We start from the raw sequence: 13,135 nt of genomic DNA, 5'->3' as shown, positions 1-13,135 counted from the left end.
ATGAAAAAGTTAGAATTATAGTTTCTGGTGCATGAATTTCGATTGGGGATAAGATGGCCAACACGGCACAAGCACGCAAACGTGCACGGCAGGACTTGAAGCGCCGTGCCCATAACCGCAGTCTTCGCTCACGTCTGCGCACAGCGATCAAGTCGGTTCGGCTTGCGATCGCTTCGGGCAACAAAGAACAGGCCCAAGCGGCGTACCAAGCAGCGCAATCGGTGATCGATTCGATTGCGGGCAAAGGCATTATTCATAAAAATGCCGCTGCCCGCTATAAGAGTCGGCTGGTCGCCAAGATCAAAGCCATGGCGTGATGGTTTGTTTCCCGTCGGCTTTGACACGAAAAAGCGGCCAAGAGCCGCTTTTTTATTCCTTGCGGTATCGGCTGCGCCCTCCGCGCCGTTCAACTGGCCTCTTTTTCGGGCGGGGCAACCGTACAAACGTCGCGATAGCGAATTTCCAGGTTGTTGTCCTTGGCGAAATTGACAAGAAAACGGTAAGCCATCGGCTGAACGTGGTACAGTTTGGCATCTACTTCGACGGTCTTGGCACCATCGATCATCGGGCCGGGGCGGACATAGGGGGAGTAGCGCATTCGGTTGTCGGCCCCCATCGTTGCCATGATGCCGCAGAGGCGCTCTGCCCAGTCGCTGGGGCGGAAACGACGCCCATCGACCGTCCGTCCGACAATCAGAAAGTCACTGACTTCGTTTTCCATAATTTCGATGTCAAGAAAACTGAACGATAATTATACGCCACTGCAGCAACGAAACGGCTTATGCGATAATTACGGCTTCCGATTTTGTTCGAGGTCACGATAATGCTCGATGCCATTCGCCGCCGCAAGCGAATCGCGCAGATCATCTTGCTCATATTGATCATTCCCTTTGCCTTTTTTGGCGTAGAGCGTTACTTTTCCACAGGTCCGTCGCGTAACGAAGTGGCAACGGTAGGGGATTCCGCGGTAACGGTTGCGGCGCTGCGCGATGCGCTGCAGCGGCAAAGCGACCGCTTGCGTACCCAGATGGGGGAGGCGTTTGACCCGAAGCTCGTGCGCAGCCAAGCGTTCGTTGAGGAGGTACTGCGGCAATTGCTGGAACGCCAAATCCTTTTGAACGAAGCGCAGCGGCTCGGACTGCAGGTTCCGCAAACGGTGGTGCAGAAAACCCTGGCTGCGATTCCCGTGTTTCAGAAGGATGGCCGTTTCGATTTTGCCACGTATGAAGCGGCGCTGCGGGCGCAGGGAATGACGCCGGCGCGGTTCGAAGCGCTGGTCCAAGAAGATTTGGCGATCGAAAAACTCCTGCGCTCGGTTCGCGCTGCAGTCGTCCCTCCGCAAAATGTCCTGACGCTGTTGCGGTGGCAAGAAGAGGTGCGGCGCGTGCGCTGGCAACGCCATTCGATCGACGCCGTTGCGGCGTCGCTGCCGGTCGACGAGCAGGCGGTCGAAGCGTTTTTCCAACAACATCAGGATCGCTTCCAGAAACCGGATGAAGCGGCTCTCGAATACGTAGTGCTCGACGAAAAGCACCTTGAGGTGCCGCCCGTACCAGAGGAGGACGTTCGCAAGGCCTTTGAGGCCCGGAAAGCAGCGATCGCACAACCGGAAAAACGGCGTATTCGCCACATCTTGATCACTGCCTCGAACTTTGACGACGGCAAAACGCTACCTGCGGAAGTCACGCAGCTTCTTGCGCAACTGCGCGGCAAAGACGAAGTGCAATTCGCCGAAATCGCCAAAAACCGGTCGGAGGATGCGGCAACCCGCGCCCAAGGGGGTGACTTGGGGTGGGTCACGAAGGAAGAGCTGCCGCCAGCGTTGGCTGAAGCGGTTTTTGCTGCGAAAACCCCGGGGCTACTCGATCCCGTTCGCACCGATTTCGGTTGGCATCTGGTTTGGTTGTCTGCGATCCAGCCGGCTCAAACACCCACTTTCGACGCGGTTGCCCCGCAAATTCGCGCGGCATTGCAGCAAGAGGCGCGCAAGCGGCGGTTCACGGAATTGGCCGCGGAATTGCCCAATCTGGCGTTTGACGCGGTGGACCGCCTCGACCCGGTTGCGGAAAAGGTCGGGGCACCCATCGAGAAAACGCCACTCATGCCGCTCGATGCGCTCACGCTCAACGATGGCACGCCTTTGCCAGCTGCACTGGTGGCGCAATTGAGGAGCGAAAATGCCCGCCGCGGCGAAAACCTGGATCCGGTCACGTTGCCCGATGGGCGTATGGTGGTGGTGCGGGTTGCCCGTTTTGAGCCCGCACGACCGCGCACCTTTGCCGAGGCCAAAGCCGACGCAATTGCCGCGTGGCGTCGCGATCACGCGCAGTCGCAATTGGTGGCTTCGCTCGCGCAACAGGTAGAAACGAACGCGTCGATCACGAAATGGGACGGCGAAAAGCGGTTACAACGCAACGATACGACCTTGCCGCGCACTGTGGTGGAAGCCGCGTTTGCGCTGCCGCGGAAACCGGGCGTTCACAACGTGGTTACAAGCGGTGACGCCGTATGGCTGCTCGAACTCGTCGCGGTGGAAACGCCGGTCGTCACGGATAACGATGCACGGGCCAAATCGCTTGCGACACAATTGCACAGCCTCTATGGTGACGTGCATTACCGTGCGTGGTTGCGCACGGTGGAAGCGCGCTATCCCATCCAGATCCGTCAAGAGGCGTTGCGGGAATTCACCGCCGAATAACGGGCGAGAAATCCTGTAGGGCAAAACGAAAAGGGCGCAGCACGCGCCCTTTTTCGTTGCCCCGTTTTGCTTTTCCTTACAAGACGAGCGGTTCGGGGTTGCCGAGCGCGACGTTGTGAAAACCGCCATCAACGTAGAGAATCTCGCCGGTGATGCCGCTTGCGAGATCCGAAAGGAGGAACGCCGAGGCGTTGCCCACCTCTTCGATCGTGACGTTGCGGCGCAGCGGCGCATGGTGTTCGTTGTAGCGAAGGAGTCTGCTGAAACTGCCAATGCCCGACGCGGCAACGGTTTTGATCGGGCCTGCCGAGACACCGTTTACGCGGATCCCCTCAGGTCCCAAGCTTGCCGCCAGGTAGCGCACACCCGCTTCCAGACTGGCCTTGGCCATTCCCATCAGGTTGTAATTGGGCATCGTGCGCACAGCGCCAAGATACGAGAGCGTCAACATCGACGACTTTCGGTTTTGCATCAACGGCCGAAACGCTTTCGCCATCAGGGGAAAACTCGCTGCGCTCACTTCATGGGCGATGCGAAACGCTTCGCGCGTGAACCCGTCGAGAAAATCGCCCTCGAGCGCTTCGTTCGGGGCATAGGCAATGGAATGGACGAAACCGTCTAACCCTTCCCATTCTTGAGCGATGCGATCGGCAAGCCCGGTGATCTCTTCGTCGCGCGTCACGTCGAGCGGCGCGATGAAATCGGCCCCGAATTCCGTTGCGAACTTGGCGATGCGCCCTTCGAACCGTTCGTTTTGGTAGGTGAACGCCAAACGTGCGCCTTCCCGCGCGCACGCTTGCGCGATGCCATAAGCGATCGAGCGGTTGCTGAGTAGCCCGGTGATCAGGATCTTTTTACCCGCCAAAAAACCCATCGACAACTCCTTCGTCACAATTGGGAATATCTTATCATGAGCGTTCCGCGGTGTTTCAGTGCTTCAGCGCACCGCAGCACGCATCAACCGGGCTTTTTCGCGTGCCCAATCGCGTTCCTTCGCGCTTTCCCGCTTGTCGTGAAGTTTCTTGCCTTTCGCCAACGCAATCGTTGCTTTGATCCGACCGTTCTTGTAATGGAGGTCGAGCGGCACGAGCGCGTAACCCGCGCGCTCAACCTTGCCGATCAGACGGTCGATTTCGCGGCGGTGGAGCAGAAGCTTACGCGTCCGAGTGGGGTCAGGGCGGACATGGGTCGAGGCGCTGGCAAGGGGCGAGACGTGCATGCCCAAGAGAAAAAGCTCGCCATGCCGAACCAGGACGTAGGCTTCCTTCAGATTGACCCGTCCGGCACGGATCGCTTTCACCTCCCAACCTTCGAGCACAAGGCCAGCTTCGAAGGTCTCTTCGATGAAATATTCGTGTCGGGCTTTTCGATTTTCGACGATGGCCATAAAAGAGGTTCATGCGTTGCGGTACAATCGCCCGATTATACCGAGGAGTGGCTTGGGTTTTTGCCAATGGCGACGGTACACAAGCAAGTTTTGATCGATCGTCCTGCGGAGGCGATGTTCGCGCTGGTCGATTACTGCGAACACTACCCGGAGTTTCTGCCGTGGTGTGGTGGAACTGAGGTCCATCAGCGCACGGAACATCTGACCGACGCCACCTTGAAGGTCGACTTCCACGGGGTGAAAACCCAGTTCCGCACCGTCAATCAGAAACAGCCCCCGTTGGAAATGCGGATCACGCTCAAAGAGGGGCCGTTCAAACACCTTCACGGCCACTGGCGATTCAAACCGCTCGGTGCGATCGGCTGCAAGATCGAGTTCGAGCTCCATTACGAGTTTGCGAATAAATTGTTGGACAAGGTACTGGGGCCGGTTTTCGACAAAATCGCCCAAACGTTCGTCGATGCGTTCGTCGCGCGCGCGCATGCGATTTCCCCAGAAGTCTGGGCGGCGTTGCCAGGGTACCGTAGCGAGAGGAGTGAGTGATGACAGAGACCATCACGGTCGAGGTGGTTTATGCGCCAGCCCCGCACCAAGTCGATCTGGTCACGGTGCAGTTGCCGCCCGAAAGCACCGTTGCCGACGCGCTCGAACGCTCCGGGATTCTATCCCGCCATCCTGAGATCGACCTCGATGGGAAGAATCGGATCGGAATCTATGCCAAACCCGTGACCCTGGCCACGCCGCTCAGAGACCGTGACCGAATCGAAATCTATCGCCCGATTATCGCCGATCCAAAGGCAGCGCGGCGGAAAAAAGCGGCTCAGAAGTAATCGCGATATAATCCCGTTTTGGCTGGAGTGTCGCAATGCGTCTCAAAAAAATCGCACTCACGTTCGATGATGTTCTCTTGGTCCCTGCCTATTCCCAAGTCTTGCCGCGCGACGTTGACCTCTCGACGAAGCTGACGCGCGCCATCCGCCTCAACATCCCGTTGGTGTCGGCGGCGATGGATACCGTGACCGAAGCGCGGTTGGCGATCGCACTCGCGCAGGCAGGTGGGATCGGCATCATCCACAAAAACCTCTCCGCAAAACAGCAAGCGGCCGAAGTGGCGAAGGTGAAGCGGTTCGAATCGGGAATCCTCAAAGATCCCGTGACGATTCCGCCCACGCTGACCGTAGGCGAGGTGCTTTCGCTCACACAGCAACTCGGAATTTCCGGGCTTCCGGTCGTCGACGAAGGCCGCGTGGTGGGGATCGTCACCCATCGCGACCTACGATTCGAAACCCGGCTGGACCTGCCAATTGCGCAAATCATGACCCCGCGCGAGCGGCTGGTTTTCATCCGCGAAGGGGAGAGCGTCGAGAAAGCTAAAGCGTTGATGCACGAACACCGTTTGGAGCGGGTGCTGATCCTGGGTCCGGACGATTCCCTCAGGGGGTTGATCACGGTCAAAGACATTCAGAAGTCGACCGAACACCCCAACGCGGCGAAAGACAGCGACGGGCGGCTCCTGGTGGGGGCTGCGATCGGCGTCGGCGCGGGTACCGAAGAGCGCACCGAACGCCTGGTCGAAGCGGGTGTCGATGTGATCGTCGTCGATACCGCACACGGCCATTCGCAAGGGGTACTCGACCGGGTGCGCTGGGTCAAGCGCCAATTCCCGAACGTGCAAGTGATCGGGGGCAACATCGCAACGGCTGAGGCGGCAAAAGCGTTGGTCGACGCCGGCGCGGACGCGGTCAAAGTTGGGATCGGGCCCGGTTCGATCTGTACGACTCGGATCGTCGCTGGCGTTGGGGTGCCGCAAATCACCGCGATATCTGACGTTGCGGAGGCGCTCGCGGGAACCGATGTGCCGTTGATCGCCGACGGCGGCATCCGATTCTCGGGTGACATTGCCAAAGCGCTCGCTGCCGGCGCCCACTGTGTGATGTTGGGTGGTCTTTTTGCTGGTACCGAAGAAGCGCCCGGTGAGACGGTGCTCTATCAAGGCCGGTCGTACAAAGCGTACCGAGGCATGGGGTCGTTGGGCGCGATGCAGGCGGGCGCTGCCGACCGCTACTTCCAGGACAACACCGCAAACGTCGACAAATTCGTGCCCGAAGGGATCGAAGGACGCGTGCCGTACAAAGGGCCGGTTGCTGCGGTGATCCATCAGTTGGTTGGCGGCGTTCGCTCCTCGATGGGGTATCTGGGCTGCCGCACCATCGAAGAGTTGCACGCGAAAGCCGAATTCGTGCAAATCACCTCTGCGGGCGTTCGCGAGTCGCACGTCCACGACGTGCAGATCACGAAAGAGGCGCCCAACTACCACCTCGACTGACCGCGGAAGAGCGCACCATGGCGCAACACGACAAAATTTTGATCCTCGACTTTGGGTCGCAGCTCACGCAATTGATCGCGAGGCGGGTACGCGAACATCAGGTCTATTGCGAAATCCACCCGTTCGACGTCTCCGACGATTTCGTCCGTGCGTTCTGTGCAAAAGGGATCATCCTCTCTGGTGGCCCCAACTCTGCGTACGACGCCGTCGACTGGCGTGCGCCGCAAGCGGTCTTCGAACTGGGCGTGCCGGTACTGGGGATCTGCTACGGCATGCAGACGATGGCTGAGCAATTGGGGGGTAAGGTCGCGCCCAGTGGCAAACGGGAGTTCGGCTATGCCGAAGTTCGGCTGCGCAACCACTCGCCGCTCTTCGAAGGCATCGAGGATCGTCGCGACGAATCGGGGCGCGCGTACCTAGAGGTCTGGATGAGCCATGGCGACGCCGTGGTCATGCTTCCCCCGGGGTTTCAAGTGATCGCAGAAAACGATTCGACGCCGGTGGCTGCGATGGCCGATCCTGAGCGCGGCTTTTACGGGGTACAGTTTCACCCGGAAGTGACCCATACGATCAAAGGCAAAGAGATCCTGGGGCGCTTCGTCCATGAGATCTGTGGCTGCGGTTGGGATTGGACGATGCCCGAGTTCATCCCGGAGGCGGTCGCGCGCATCCGCGAGCAGGTGGGTGACGAAGAGGTGATCTTGGGGCTTTCGGGGGGCGTCGATTCCAGCGTGGCCGCGGCGCTCATCCATCGGGCAATCGGCGATCAGCTCACCTGTGTCTTTGTCGACAACGGGCTCCTGCGCCTCAACGAAGCGCAACAGGTGATGGCTACCTTCGCGCGCCATTTGGGGATGCGGGTGATCCACGTCGACGCGTCAGAGCGTTTCCTCCAAGCGCTGGCCGGCGTAACGGACCCGGAAGCAAAACGGAAAATCATCGGTCGCGTCTTCGTCGAGGTCTTCCAGGAAGAGGCGACGAAGCGCCCCAATGCCCGGTGGCTCGCGCAAGGGACGATCTATCCCGACGTGATCGAATCGGCTGGCAGCAAAACCAAAAAAGCACACACCATCAAGAGCCACCACAATGTGGGCGGGTTACCGGAAACGCTCAACCTCAAACTCCTGGAACCGCTGCGGGAACTTTTCAAAGATGAGGTGCGGGAGTTGGGGATTGCGCTTGGGTTGCCGCATGAAATGGTCTATCGCCATCCGTTCCCCGGTCCCGGGCTCGGGGTGCGCATTCTGGGCGAAGTCAAGCGCGAATACGCCGAAATTTTGCGCCAGGCGGATGCGATCTTCATCGACGAACTCCGCGCGGCCGATTGGTACGACAAGGTGAGCCAGGCCTTTGCCGTCTTTTTGCCGGTCAAGAGCGTCGGGGTGATGGGAGACGGGCGGACCTACGAATACGTGATCGCGTTGCGCGCAGTACAGACCCAGGACTTCATGACCGCGCATTGGGCCGAACTGCCGCACGCCTTGTTGGGGCGCGTCGCGAACCGCATCATCAACGAAGTGCGCGGTGTCAACCGCGTCGTTTATGATATTTCGGGCAAACCGCCAGCAACGATCGAGTGGGAGTGACTTGCTTTTTCGCGAAAAGAGGTTTGACCGATGTTGCGTGCCCCCGTCAAACTGCACGAACTCCTGGTCGGGAAGCCGTTGCCGTTCGACGTCTACGACCGGGACGGGCGGCTTCTGCTGCGTCGCGGTTATGTGATCGAAACCGATCAGGAAAAACAAAAACTCTTCAAATTGGGTCCAGAGCGGGACATTTCTACCGACGAACGGTTTCGCGCGGCACTCGAAAGCGCGCAGCGTGTCGAAGTCAAAGGTAGTGACGAAGAAAAAAGGGCGGTTTCCCTAGGGTTCCATGAGCTCCATCTGGTTCCTGGGGAGTTGCTGCAAATCAAGATCGGCAGTGAAGAGCAGCCCCTTTGGTCGCGTTACGTCGGCATGTTGCGCAACAAATCGTTGCTGATCGATGCGGTGACGCGCAATGACGTCCCCATCTTCATCAAGGAAGGGACAACGCTTCAAATCAAAGGGACGTCGGGCTCCTATGCCTTCCTTTTTTCCGCGTCGCTTTTGGCGAACGTCTCGAAGCCTTTTCCCTACCATCACTTGACCTACCCGGGCGAAGTCAAGGCGTTACGCCTGCGCCGCAGCGACCGTGTGCCGGTTCGCCTCGTCTGTGCGGTTCTCACCGAAGATGGGACACCCCATGGCGGCGTGTTGTTGGATCTTTCGTTGGGTGGCGGCTTGTTGGCGACTCGTCACCCGTTGCAGGTAGGCGAGACCGTGACGTTGAAGTTCAAAATCGACTTGGCGGGGAGCGAACTCATTCTGAGTGTGCGTGCCCAGGTGCGCTCCCAACGGAAGCTGGATGCCGTCCATCTTCGCGACGGGAAGGGTTATGGCGTTCAGTTTCTCGAACTGACACCAGAAGAGACGATCGCGCTCATGACCTATATCCGCGCCGTTCAGGCTGGCGCGGTCGCTTGATCCCGTGTTGCTCAGTTGCGCAACAAGTCCAATTTGAAGTGCATGCGGATGAACGCTTGAAAGCGCTCGACCGTACGCAGCGCGGCGATGAGTTCGGCCCGCTCCAACCGCGTAAGCGCTTTGAGATCGATCACATTGCTGGGGGGCATGCCTGCGTCGATCGCGTCGAGCTGCGCACGCAGCCGTAGATCGAGCAGGAAGGCCAAGGCAGAGCGCAGTTCCTTGCCCTCGTGTTCAGGCAATACGCCTTTTTCTTTGAGTTTTTCGATTCGCGCGAACGTATTGCCCGTTAACGCTCGGTGACGCAGGGCAAGTGTCCGAATGCCATCGGTGATCGCGAAAATCCCCGCTTTTTTGAGGTCGACCCCCGCCTTGATCGCACCGGAGGGTTTGGTCTTGATCCGCCCCAACCAGCCGAGTGGTACCGCGAAGCGCACCGTGTTCTGAGCCATCCGCGCAAAGAAGAGGTTGTCGCGCGCCGCTTCCGTGTAAAACCTCTGCACGAGTTGCTGTGTGAGCGTATCGTTGCCCGCAAGCGTCCGAATATCGGCAAACATCGCCGCGTTGAGCACGTGCTCGGGCGTGGGCCGCTGCACCCACGCCGAGATCTGCTCTTGCCACGCTTGCGCACTGCGCCGCCAAAAGGGGTTTCGGGTCATGATGTTTCCCGGGCACGGCGGGAAACCGATCGCGAGTAAGCCTTCAGAAATGCGTTCCCCGAGCGTTTGAGCCAACGCCACTTCCGTTTCGTCGAGATCGTCGGCCAAAACGAGCGCATTGTCCTGGTCGGTGGCCAACGTTTGTTCGCCCCGCCCTTGACTCCCCAGGACGACGAATGCAAAGCGGTCCAACCCCAACCCTACCGATTCCGCGGTGATTTCCACCACCCGACGCGCCAACGCGTCGTTGAGATAGGCAATGAGCGCCACGGTCTCCTGAATGGGCGTATGGGTTCGAACCAGGATCGCAACCAACTCTTGCAGCGTCTGTTGGAGTTCCTTGAGCGTCTCCAAAGCGGTGGCTTTCTCGATTTCGAGCGCCATCAAATGGGGGGAATGGCGTTGGGTTTTGAGCACATCGCTCTGCGACAGGATTCCGATGGGGTTGTCTGCCTCATCACAAACCACCAGGCGGTGAATGCCGCGGCGCGCCATCTCCAAGAGAGCGGCGTGAAGCGGCGCATGACGGGGTAAACTCACCAGCGGCGCCCCCATGATCGACTCAGCGGTAACCGATTCCGGCGCAAGCCCACGCGCAACCACTTTGTTGCGTAGGTCGCGGTCGGTGACGATACCCACGGCTTTTCCCGCTTTTTCGACGATCAGACTCGAGACCCCTTGGGCTTCCATCTGCTGTGCGACAGCCATTGCGGTATCGTCTGCCGCACACGTTTTGAGCCCTAGCGTGCACCAGCGCGCCAATGGATCGAACAAAATGTTGTGTTGTTGTGAGGGGGACATAGGTCGAATTCCTTGGGATCGCAGCACTTTGCTATTATAGAGTCAAGGTTGTTGCGGAGCAGCAAATTTGACCCATTCGGCACATCGCAATCGCCGGGATGCCCTGGTGACCCAGGCATTATGGGATCAGGTGTGGATGCGCTGGGCGATCGCTATGGCGAAACTGTCGGAGCGTTGCGGTGAAGTGCCGGTGGGTGCGGTGGTGGTAGCAGAAGGTGCGTTAGTGGCGTTGGGATGCAATCAGCCCATCGGCACAGACGATCCGACCGCTCATGCCGAGATCGTCGCACTGCGCGCCGCGGCGCGACAGCGGGGCAACTACCGGTTGCCTGGGACGATTCTCTATGTGACGGTCGAACCCTGTGCGATGTGCGCCGGTGCCATTTTTCAAGCCCGGGTCGCAGCCGTGGTTTTCGGCGCACCGGAACCCAAAACCGGGGTGGCGGGCTCACAACTCGACCTTTTTGCCCACCGTGCGCTCAATCCGCATACCGAGGTTCGCGGCGGAGTGCTGCGGGATGCGTGTATCGCGCAATTGCGCCATTTTTTTCAGCTTCGACGCACACAACGGAAAAAACGATCATGAGCGCAGCAAAAGTGGTGATCTGCGTCGCAACCCAACGCCTCTTTCTCTACGATTGGGACGGAGTATGCCAACGCATCTATCCCGTTTCCACAGCACGTGCCGGGGTAGGGCAACGGCTTGGCAGTGGCCAGACACCGCTGGGGCGACATCGCATCCGCGCGGTGATCGGTGCCGGAATGGCGTTAGGGACGGTCTTCAAAGGGCGGCGTCCGACCGGTGCTCGCGGCTTCCTTCCCCAATGGGGGCAGGACGGGCGCAAGCAAGGTAGCGGAGCCGGTCTGGCGCGTTCCGACGCGCACGACTGGATTTTGACGCGGATTCTTTGGTTGTGTGGCGAAGAGGTGGGTTGGAATCGGTTGGGGAAGGTCGATACGCAACGGCGATTCATCTACCTTCATGGCACGGCAGAAGAGGAAAAGCTTGGGGTACCGTGCTCGCACGGATGTATTCGGATGGGGAACCTCGATATCGTCGAACTCGCTGCAGTGATCCAGCCCGGGGCAAAGGTGTGGATCGTCAGCAAGTGGTGGGCGCAAGCGGCAGGGATATAGGAAACAAACAGCGAGTCACTGTACGACAGCTGTACTGAGGAGATCGGAGCAAAAGCAGGAAAAAAATGGGTTGGTGGACCGGATGTCCTCCGAACAATGTTTGTAACGCTTTGAAAACAAATTGATTTTTTGCGATACTCAAGTTACTCATACTCAAGAGTTACTCAAGCGGTTCACTTGCTTCTGCGGTTCGTTTCCCATGCTTCGCTTTTGTTGCACATTTGCCACTACCCAATTTGCGAAGACATGAGCGGAACGAAAGCGGCCATCTATAGCACAACGCCAACGATTCGCGCGAGAACGCGCTACAAGCCTCTAGAGCCGTCCGGGTAGTAGTCTGGTATAGACCGCCGCGAGAAAACGGCATAGAACGCGATCTCGCGGGCCGGTTTCCTCACCTGGTGCCCAAAGTGGCCACCTCTTCGAGCGCCTCTTCGATCGCAGCGGTCAGAACCTCGAGCGCCTCCCGCTCGGACATGGTCACAACGACCGGGGCGAGTTTCGACGGCATCGCAAGCAGCTTGTCGCGCATGGCTTTGACCTTCTTTTGACCAGCCGCGACGATTTCGGCCTCGCGCACAAGCTCGCCGGATCGTTCCTTCACTCGGATTTCGGTTAGGCGGGCCTTCCAGAAGTCGCGCATCAGACGCACTTTCAAAAACGGGTCGGGAATCTCTTCGAGAGCAGCGGCCAAGTCTTCCGAATTTCTGATCTTCGCAAGGTCGATCGCCAGGTGAGAACCGTTCGCACGCCAGCGGGCACCGCTTCGGTAACGTTCGATCGCTGCGACGGCGCAATCACGGTCGAATTTGCCGTCCCGCTCGCACCCGTCGAGAACGCCCATCTTCGCCAGTTTGCAGATGTACTGGCGCGTGACACCGGTCAGCTTGGCTAGTTCGGTTTTGGTCGCAAGAGTCATGTCATCCCCCGAAACGAAACCAAAAATTTTTCCCTGTGCCTAGGCAAAAACCGGGCGTCGCCGCACCCACAGAATCGAAACGCTGAACAGTACCTAAAGCCCACCGCAGGGGGTGGGCCTTACGTCAAACGGTGATCGGCTCCCATTTGAATGTCACCCTGCTGCAGATCACCACGCCATCATCGAGCGGAATATCCGGCCACGCAGGGTTCAGCGCCTTCAGGTAGCGTTTGCCGTTTTCGGTGGTAAGCTTCCTCAGCACTTGTTCGCCACCGACTTGCGCAACAACAAACGATCCGTCCTCCGGCTCATGGTCTGGAGCAACCAGGATCAAATCGCCAGGGTTGAACGACAGGTCGGCGCTGCAATCGGTCATCGAATCGCCTTGGACACGAAAAACCAAAGTCATTGCCTTCCCCTTTCCTGGAGTTTCTCGGCAAGCTCGATCAAGTCGAAGATGTCATCGCACAGTTGCCGCGCCAATGCCATTTGTGCTTCGGCCAGGCCTTCCAGTTGGGTCGCCGTGCGGTCTTGGCCTGTTTCGATCATTTCATGAACCGTGCCGGTGATAACCTCGGACAGGACAGCCAAGCCATTTGCCGTTTGGGCCAGATGGTTTAGACGGAACGGCGTAATGGAAACTTCGCCGGTGATTCCGGTCGTGTAGCTTGGTGCTTTGGGTAAAACGCGATTGCTCATGG

Annotated in this window: 16 protein-coding genes; 9 read left to right on the top strand and 7 right to left on the bottom strand. The window is 58.8% G+C overall.

Annotated features, from left to right (window positions below):
- Positions 1–53 precede the first annotated feature (53 nt).
- Complete coding sequence (gene rpsT, locus HPTL_RS06000) at positions 54–317, top strand: 30S ribosomal protein S20 (protein WP_119335164.1); 264 nt, start codon at positions 54–56, stop codon at positions 315–317.
- Positions 318–406: 89 nt separating this feature from the next.
- Here rpsT and HPTL_RS05995 read toward each other — a convergent pair whose 3' ends face one another.
- The gene (locus tag HPTL_RS05995) at positions 407–721 is read right to left on the bottom strand and encodes a DUF3579 domain-containing protein (protein ID WP_119335163.1); all 315 of its coding nucleotides are present in this window, start codon (positions 719–721) and stop codon (positions 407–409) included.
- 102 nt (positions 722–823) lie between these two features.
- On the opposite strand from HPTL_RS05995, the gene HPTL_RS05990 reads away from it, so the two are divergent.
- Positions 824–2,698 (top strand): SurA N-terminal domain-containing protein, encoded by a 1,875-nt coding sequence (locus HPTL_RS05990; RefSeq protein WP_119335162.1) that lies wholly within the window; start codon positions 824–826, stop codon positions 2,696–2,698.
- A 76-nt stretch (positions 2,699–2,774) separates the two neighbouring features.
- Here HPTL_RS05990 and HPTL_RS05985 read toward each other — a convergent pair whose 3' ends face one another.
- Entirely contained in the window at positions 2,775–3,572 is a 798-nt protein-coding gene (locus tag HPTL_RS05985; RefSeq protein ID WP_119335161.1) for an enoyl-ACP reductase FabI, read from the bottom strand.
- Positions 3,573–3,635: 63 nt separating this feature from the next.
- The gene (gene smpB, locus HPTL_RS05980) at positions 3,636–4,085 is read right to left on the bottom strand and encodes an SsrA-binding protein SmpB (protein ID WP_119335160.1); all 450 of its coding nucleotides are present in this window, start codon (positions 4,083–4,085) and stop codon (positions 3,636–3,638) included.
- Positions 4,086–4,151: 66 nt separating this feature from the next.
- Between smpB and HPTL_RS05975 the strand changes: the two genes are divergently transcribed.
- Genes HPTL_RS05975 through HPTL_RS05955 form a run of 5 tightly spaced genes read left to right on the top strand, consistent with a single transcriptional unit; the run spans position 4,152 to position 8,918 of the window.
- A complete protein-coding gene (locus HPTL_RS05975; RefSeq protein ID WP_119335159.1) occupies positions 4,152–4,628 on the top strand; it encodes a type II toxin-antitoxin system RatA family toxin in 477 nt (158 codons plus the stop codon).
- Positions 4,628–4,915, top strand: a complete 288-nt coding sequence (locus HPTL_RS05970; RefSeq protein ID WP_119335158.1) for an RnfH family protein — start codon at positions 4,628–4,630, stop codon at positions 4,913–4,915. Before HPTL_RS05975 ends, HPTL_RS05970 begins: the two co-directional genes overlap by 1 nt.
- 35 nt (positions 4,916–4,950) lie before the next feature.
- A complete protein-coding gene (gene guaB / locus HPTL_RS05965) occupies positions 4,951–6,411 on the top strand; it encodes an IMP dehydrogenase (RefSeq protein WP_119335157.1) in 1,461 nt (486 codons plus the stop codon).
- 17 nt (positions 6,412–6,428) lie between these two features.
- Positions 6,429–7,997: a glutamine-hydrolyzing GMP synthase gene (gene guaA, locus HPTL_RS05960; RefSeq protein WP_119335156.1), complete on the top strand. Its 1,569-nt coding sequence runs from the start codon at positions 6,429–6,431 to the stop codon at positions 7,995–7,997.
- 30 nt (positions 7,998–8,027) lie between these two features.
- Positions 8,028–8,918, top strand: coding sequence for a PilZ domain-containing protein (locus HPTL_RS05955; protein ID WP_119335155.1), 891 nt, complete (start codon positions 8,028–8,030; stop codon positions 8,916–8,918).
- Positions 8,919–8,929: 11 nt separating this feature from the next.
- Here the strand turns inward: HPTL_RS05955 and HPTL_RS05950 are convergent, their stop codons facing one another.
- Positions 8,930–10,378: a putative nucleotidyltransferase substrate binding domain-containing protein gene (locus HPTL_RS05950; protein WP_119335154.1), complete on the bottom strand. Its 1,449-nt coding sequence runs from the start codon at positions 10,376–10,378 to the stop codon at positions 8,930–8,932.
- Between the two features lie 106 nt (positions 10,379–10,484).
- Here HPTL_RS05950 and tadA point away from each other — a divergent pair, with 106 nt between their 5' ends.
- Together tadA and HPTL_RS05940 are read left to right on the top strand one after the other, a co-directional pair.
- Positions 10,485–10,964 (top strand): tRNA adenosine(34) deaminase TadA, encoded by a 480-nt coding sequence (gene tadA / locus HPTL_RS05945; protein ID WP_217127029.1) that lies wholly within the window; start codon positions 10,485–10,487, stop codon positions 10,962–10,964.
- Positions 10,961–11,515 carry a L,D-transpeptidase gene (locus tag HPTL_RS05940; RefSeq protein ID WP_119335152.1) on the top strand — a complete coding sequence of 185 codons (555 nt, stop codon included), beginning with the start codon at positions 10,961–10,963 and terminating at the stop codon, positions 11,513–11,515. The genes tadA and HPTL_RS05940 overlap by 4 nt, the downstream gene beginning before the upstream one ends.
- Positions 11,516–11,909: 394 nt before the next feature.
- On the opposite strand, the gene HPTL_RS05935 is transcribed toward HPTL_RS05940, so the two are convergent.
- The 3 genes from HPTL_RS05935 to HPTL_RS05925 form a co-directional block, all read right to left on the bottom strand.
- Positions 11,910–12,434 carry a hypothetical protein gene (locus HPTL_RS05935; protein ID WP_119335151.1) on the bottom strand — a complete coding sequence of 175 codons (525 nt, stop codon included), beginning with the start codon at positions 12,432–12,434 and terminating at the stop codon, positions 11,910–11,912.
- Between the two features lie 124 nt (positions 12,435–12,558).
- A complete protein-coding gene (locus HPTL_RS05930) occupies positions 12,559–12,843 on the bottom strand; it encodes a LexA family protein (protein WP_119335150.1) in 285 nt (94 codons plus the stop codon).
- Positions 12,840–13,133 (bottom strand): hypothetical protein, encoded by a 294-nt coding sequence (locus tag HPTL_RS05925; protein WP_119335149.1) that lies wholly within the window; start codon positions 13,131–13,133, stop codon positions 12,840–12,842. Before HPTL_RS05925 ends, HPTL_RS05930 begins: the two co-directional genes overlap by 4 nt.
- Positions 13,134–13,135: the final 2 nt, after the last annotated feature.

Origin of the sequence: Hydrogenophilus thermoluteolus (genome assembly GCF_003574215.1) — a bacterium.
Classification (GTDB): Bacteria; Pseudomonadota; Gammaproteobacteria; order Burkholderiales; family Rhodocyclaceae; genus Hydrogenophilus; species Hydrogenophilus thermoluteolus.
The sequence above is the reverse complement of the archived record's forward strand: the minus strand, read 5'-3'. Positions and strand labels throughout refer to the sequence as shown.